The sequence below is a fragment of the Desulfacinum hydrothermale DSM 13146 genome, from assembly GCF_900176285.1.
Lineage (GTDB): Bacteria > Desulfobacterota > Syntrophobacteria > Syntrophobacterales > DSM-9756 > Desulfacinum > Desulfacinum hydrothermale.
This window is the reverse complement of sequence record NZ_FWXF01000036.1, coordinates 1-5,350: the sequence shown is the minus strand read 5'-3', so window position 1 is coordinate 5,350 and position 5,350 is coordinate 1. Positions and strand designations below refer to the sequence as shown.

The 5,350-nt window shown below is 48.7% G+C and carries 6 protein-coding genes and 1 pseudogene; all 7 read right to left on the bottom strand.

The features are described from left to right. On the bottom strand, nucleotides 1-627 hold a 627-nt coding region (locus tag B9A12_RS16235; RefSeq protein ID WP_170920687.1), incomplete at its 3' end, for a TraC family protein. 68 nt (nucleotides 628-695) lie between these two features. Then, on the bottom strand, nucleotides 696-1,007 hold the full coding sequence (gene traA, locus B9A12_RS16230; protein WP_483863795.1) for a TraA family conjugative transfer protein: 312 nt from the start codon (nucleotides 1,005-1,007) through the stop codon (nucleotides 696-698). Between the two features lie 50 nt (nucleotides 1,008-1,057). After that, the gene (locus B9A12_RS16225; protein WP_170920686.1) at nucleotides 1,058-1,561 is read right to left on the bottom strand and encodes a TraV family lipoprotein; all 504 of its coding nucleotides are present in this window, start codon (nucleotides 1,559-1,561) and stop codon (nucleotides 1,058-1,060) included. Nucleotides 1,562-1,650: 89 nt separating this feature from the next. Further along, complete coding sequence (locus B9A12_RS16810; RefSeq protein WP_139796695.1) at nucleotides 1,651-2,514, bottom strand: disulfide isomerase DsbC N-terminal domain-containing protein; 864 nt, start codon at nucleotides 2,512-2,514, stop codon at nucleotides 1,651-1,653. Nucleotides 2,515-2,557: 43 nt separating this feature from the next. After that, the gene (locus B9A12_RS16220) at nucleotides 2,558-3,208 is read right to left on the bottom strand and encodes a thiol:disulfide interchange protein DsbA/DsbL (RefSeq protein ID WP_084059135.1); all 651 of its coding nucleotides are present in this window, start codon (nucleotides 3,206-3,208) and stop codon (nucleotides 2,558-2,560) included. After that, nucleotides 3,195-4,421: a GspE/PulE family protein gene (locus B9A12_RS16215; RefSeq protein ID WP_084059134.1), complete on the bottom strand. Its 1,227-nt coding sequence runs from the start codon at nucleotides 4,419-4,421 to the stop codon at nucleotides 3,195-3,197. The genes B9A12_RS16220 and B9A12_RS16215 overlap by 14 nt, the downstream gene beginning before the upstream one ends. Nucleotides 4,422-4,687: 266 nt before the next feature. Further along, a pseudogene (locus B9A12_RS17440) lies at nucleotides 4,688-5,350 on the bottom strand (hypothetical protein); the annotation flags it as partial.

The following is a 5,350-nucleotide window of genomic DNA, read 5'->3' as shown; positions in this document are numbered from 1 at the left end:
CACATTTTCATCATAGGCCCTGTATTCCGGGTCATAGATATGAAAAATGCGGCGCATAAATGCAAGATATTCCGGAGGTTCCATCCGGTGGAGCGATTTTATGCCTATTGTGCCAAGCGCTTCCTCCAGACGGATAACATGATTTTCAGCATTCGCCACTTCCTCTTCCTTGGGTATAACGTCTACCGGAATCTTAATTGATATGATAAGATATTGAGTATTAAAGAGAACCTTATTGCTCAGAAGGGATTCTTTGCTTCCCTTATGTAGGTATTCAATCCGCCGCCGGCACAAGTCACCCACAATTTGCGCCTGTTTTTCATTATAGAAATCCTGATTCCAAGATTGGTGTGCCTGTTCGTAAAAATTCAGCCACGGAGAAATGTCCGGAATGGATAACAATGAGAACTGAATAAATGTTCCGGCCGGATATCCGGAACTTAGAATGCTCTTGAGCTGTTCCGTGGTGGTATCGTCCGCACCGGGCATGGGGGACCCAAGAAGTACGGCTCCGGCATAGCTGCACTCGTTACCTTCTACTATGTACATGCCGGTTTCTGGATCCCATGCCAATACCGGGAATGTTTCTTCCGCTCGCGACCTTTTTGCTGCATCTACTGGATTCATCGACATTGGTTGGACCTACCGGTTGGTTTTTCCCCGAACAGTTTTTCTCCTGTTCGGGGGAAAATATGCTACATAATAACTGCGCTCACGATACCGTCGATAACGTCCGGGCCGTAATAAATCCCAATGCCCATGGCAATGCCCAACACAACGGCCATCATGCTTTGTCGCACCACGCCCATACCAAGGCCGACACCCAGGGCTGAAAGTGCGATCGTTTTGCCCAAGGTTCCGCGGAACCATTCGCTAATTGTCTGGTACACTTGCCCGAATTCCACTTCTCCGCCTGTACCAGCAAATACAAGCGAGGGAAGCATCATAGCTACTCCAAACACCATGGCCAACATCAGACTCTTTTTCATTTTCGTTTCCTCCTTCATACCAAAAGCATTGTTGAATGTTAGAAGCCCCTTTCGATGCTGTCTTTGTATTATTCACCTCCTTTCTTCGTGGCATTCTCTACATCTGTTCTCCGCTGTATCTGCAACGGTACAAGCGGAGCGGAATTAAACATTTCATCTTCGCCAATGGTCCACTGACGTGGTGTAACTTCGGTATACAGGTATCCGGGCCAATGCAAATCGGACCGTTCGTCTATCCAAGGTGCTATCCATATTCGTACAATTTGGGCTGGTTGCAGAATTGGTTTAGGACCGTATTGGGGAGCTAACAATTTCGGTAGTACATTTTCCGTTTCGGACTGTTCGGCTTTTTCATTGGCGTGTTTCCCATTCATAGATTGTAAAGTTTCTGTTACTTCGTCGGCGTTTTCGGTTAAATGGTATACTTGGATCGGATCCTTGCATATCACACCATCCGGCATTCCAGGGCAGGCATACTTACTGGATCCAGTAGCACAGCCTGTAGCGCTCAACAGCAGCCACACCACAACCACATGTGCCCATGCAATCATATTGGATTTCTTGGCCAACATACTTCCCTCCATCATGAATATCGGTGGATATTATAGTGTCGTTCGACAAAACATTCCAATTGCTCACATAGAAAAACAGCCCTCTTGGTTCATTTTTTTCTCTCTTTTGGACCAAAAAAGCTCTGCGGACTGGTGTACCCCTGAAATGTCTGGTGTATGTCATCCGGGGTTACCGTTACAGCGTAAGGCACTCCGGATATATTGTATTTGGCTAGGTAATTTAGATTTCTTTCCAATGCGGAACTTCCGGCGGCCAGAACCCTTTGTTTGGCGGGGGTTTTCAGTATATCGGTCAGTGTTCCTGCCGACGGTAATGCGTCCAAGTAAAGTGATATGAATTGTTCCAGACGTCCGTTTGTGGTTCCCAAAAGCAAGCTTACCGCAGTAGTTGCCCGCGGATTTCCCAGAGATATCGGTACCCATCGCACACCCGTTCCACCGAGCTCTCCTTTTTCAATGGCATTTTTCATCTCCCTGACTTCTCTTCGGCAGTGGGGGCATGTTGGATCAACAAAGAGATATATCCAGCGACCATTGCGTGAAGGCTGATGTTCTACATATGCCAGTGTGGCCAGTTCACTAGCTGTCGGAAGTTTTCTGTCGTGTTCCAAATATGTTGCAGATGCTTCTGCAACAAGGTTGCGCCTTTCTTTCAAATCTATAATTGCTCCGGCAATAAGGTACTGCCCGGTGGGATCAATATAGTAAATTATGCGTTTGTCTGCACCGGGAATCTTTATTTGCGGATTGGATACCTCTGCGACAATGCCAGTAAGGCTTATGGGACCTTGGAAATAATTGATTACTTTAATTCCAAACTTACTCATTTGTTTCATTGTGTTCAGAACGGGTTGGGGTGGTGTGTATTTTTCTGCTACAGCTACCCCAGATAGTACAAACATGGTAAAAATCAGTAACATCATTCTGGAGACGAAACTCGCAAAAATCCGCATCCTTTTCTCCTTCTGTTTATTGGAAGCAAGTTTACACAATGTGTCATTTTGCTTTTTCTCCACATTGAAGAGATATTATCCCGTTAGCAAGTTTGATAAATGTGGACATGTCTCCTTCTGTCATAGAAGGCGAAATCACGTATTCTCCTCCGAGAATAAGTGTGGGTACCTGCCTAATCCTATATGTTCGGATAATGTGCGCAGCCCTTAACATGCGATTTCTGACTGCAGTAGAGTTCCATGCGCTCGCAAAGCGCTTTATGTCCATGCCTGACTGTTTAGCCGCAGCAAAGTATGTATTTTCCGAAATCAATTTCGATTGATCCTGTCCAGTACCAAGGTTAAATAATATCTTCTTCATAAGCGTCAATCGTTCTGGAACGGCTTCCATCGCTGCGTAGTATGCGCGTGCAAGTAGCAATGTGGAACGGTGCGGAGTAACGACAGGAATCTGTTCATACTGTATTGATCCAGGCAGGGTTCTGCTCCATTGGTCAAATAGGGGATCATTGTCCCTGCAGTGGGGGCAGGTAAAAGCAAACACTTCGTATACCGTATTAAGGTTTTCGTACTTTACTCCATTGGGAACCGGATGCCGGAATAACTCAAGTTCCGGCATTCCCGCCTGAGCTGTGCCTGCAATCAACATTAACGAGAAAAGTAATGCAATGTGCGTCTTCTTAAATTTCCGCATCCCGGATTACCCTCCGTATTTCCTTTAGACTGGTTATACCGGATATTGCCTTGGAAATTGCACCGTGAATCAGTGGTTGGTACTGCGGTTGTTTCAGGGCGACCTTCTGCAGGTTTTCTCTGTTTCTCGTTTTTATTGTCCGTCGGATTTCAGGCGTGATTTCCAGATATTCAATAATGGGTGTCTGTCCTACAAAACCGATGTTATGACACTCTTCGCATCCTACCGGATAATATACAGTCATCTGCTGCGGATCGTATCCAATGCGTTTCAGCCACAACGCTTCCCCGTTTTCCGGTGGTCCGGGCTGTTTGCATTTCGGACAAAGTACTCGAACAAGCCTCTGAGCTATTATTCCAGATAGGGTAAGCTCAAGCAGATAAGGATCAGCTTTCCGACCTTCTGCGTCTTCCATCAGGTCCATAAGGCGAGTAATTGTTGTGGGGGCGTCATTCGCATGGATTGACGACAACACCAGGTGGCCCGTCATCGCTGCCTGGATCGAAACCTTGGCCGTCTCGCTGTCCCGAATCTCGCCTACCAAAATAATGTCCGGGTCCTGTCGCAAAACGGCGCGAATTGCCCTGGGAAAACTGGTATTGACGGAAACGGGGATTTGACAGGCGTAGGGCAGACGGTATTCCACCGGATCCTCGATGGTGATAATTTTTTTGGTCGGTTCGTTGAGTTCGTGGAGCACGGAGTATAGTGTGGTTGTCTTGCCGGAACCGGTCGGTCCGGATGCCAGCAGCATACCGTCCGGACGTTCCATTGCACGGCGGATGGCTGCGCGTACTTCCGAAGTCATTTCTATTGCCTCGAAGGGCATGCCTGCATTCTGCTGATCCAGCAGCCGGCAGACGATGGATTCTCCGTGGCTGGTGGGTACTATCGACACACGCACGTCCACATATCGTCCTTCAATGTGCAGTATTATTCGTCCATCCAACGGCGTTTCGCGATCTGACAGAGGAAGTTTGGCCCGCGCCCGTATTTTGGAGCCCAGTTCCCGCCCAAAATGCTTGTCCAGATTTTTGTACTGCTCGACAAGGAGGCCGTTATGCCGAAGGCGTATTCTTACGCCATCCTCGTAATCTTCAATGTGGATGTCCGAAACCTTCCACCGGACTGCCTGCACAAATAAATTGTTCAGAAAGTTCGCTACTTCCTGATCCCGAGTTCCTGTGCTTACAAATAAAGGTGGTTTGTTCATTATTTTTTCTCCTTGTTCGTCATTTTTTCCGTTGGCTCAAATGATAACAGACTGCACACATTTGTCCGACTCCAGAATAATCAAAAGTGTGCGCCTTTTTTGTGTTATTTATCTCTTTTGGGGGAGGGGTGTTTTGTGCGCCAGGAGGTGAGAAGGGGATAGTGGTCGCTGACGCACGAGATTGCCTTCTGTTGCACGATCTTCCCGGAGGGCATACCTCACATCAGCTTTCGGGGGGATCGTTCGTTCTGGGGCAATCTCGTGCGTTAGAGGGGCTTGTACACGTGTTGCCGGTAGTATTCGCGGCGGTGGACATCCCACATCGCTCTGGTTTTGTTCGTCGAGTCGATTTGCCGGCGTTCGTCGTCTGACAGGGAATGCCACCAGACGAGAAAAGAATCCTCGAAGTGCTGTTTCTCAAGCTCCCTGATGCGCTCCGCCTGTTTTCGCAATTCCTTGGCCACGCGCTCTTTTCGGGACAGGTAGCCAGGGGGTGGTGATGGGATGCCGTTTTTAAGGCTGCGGAAAATATACCCCAGGGGGCGGTCCACTCCCTTCAGGCATTCTTCCGGATGCGCCGCCATCCACTCGGCTCTGTCTAGGGCCTCAGGAAGTCCGTTCAGGTCCAGCTCACGCTGGGTCCAGGTCTCTCGGATTTGGGCCAACTGGCCTGGCCCGAAACCTAGTGCGGTAAGGTGGGGGTAGAGGTCGGGATCGAACGGAACGGTAACACAGTCGGCCTTGGGGGCAGATCCTTCGCCGCTGTCGCCTCGCGTGCGCGCGCGCGTGTGTGAGATAGATAGATTGCCTAAGATAGATCTATCTATCTTAGGGAGACTCAGAAACTGGGCCTTTTTCAGCCTGGCGGCCACCGCATCCGGATTCGGGCAGCAGTATTCTACCTCCCTAATCCGGTAGGAGGTGTATAC

Excerpts from the sequence above, each read along its gene's own strand:
- traA (WP_483863795.1), bottom strand. The coding sequence starts at position 1,007 with ATGAAGGAGGAAACGAAAATGAAAAAGAGTCTGATGTTGGCCATGGTG.
- B9A12_RS16225 (WP_170920686.1), bottom strand. The coding sequence starts at position 1,561 with ATGTTGGCCAAGAAATCCAATATGATTGCATGGGCACATGTGGTTGTG.
- B9A12_RS16810 (WP_139796695.1), bottom strand. The coding sequence starts at position 2,514 with ATGCGGATTTTTGCGAGTTTCGTCTCCAGAATGATGTTACTGATTTTT.
- B9A12_RS16220 (WP_084059135.1), bottom strand. The coding sequence starts at position 3,208 with ATGCGGAAATTTAAGAAGACGCACATTGCATTACTTTTCTCGTTAATG.
- B9A12_RS16215 (WP_084059134.1), bottom strand. The coding sequence starts at position 4,421 with ATGAACAAACCACCTTTATTTGTAAGCACAGGAACTCGGGATCAGGAA.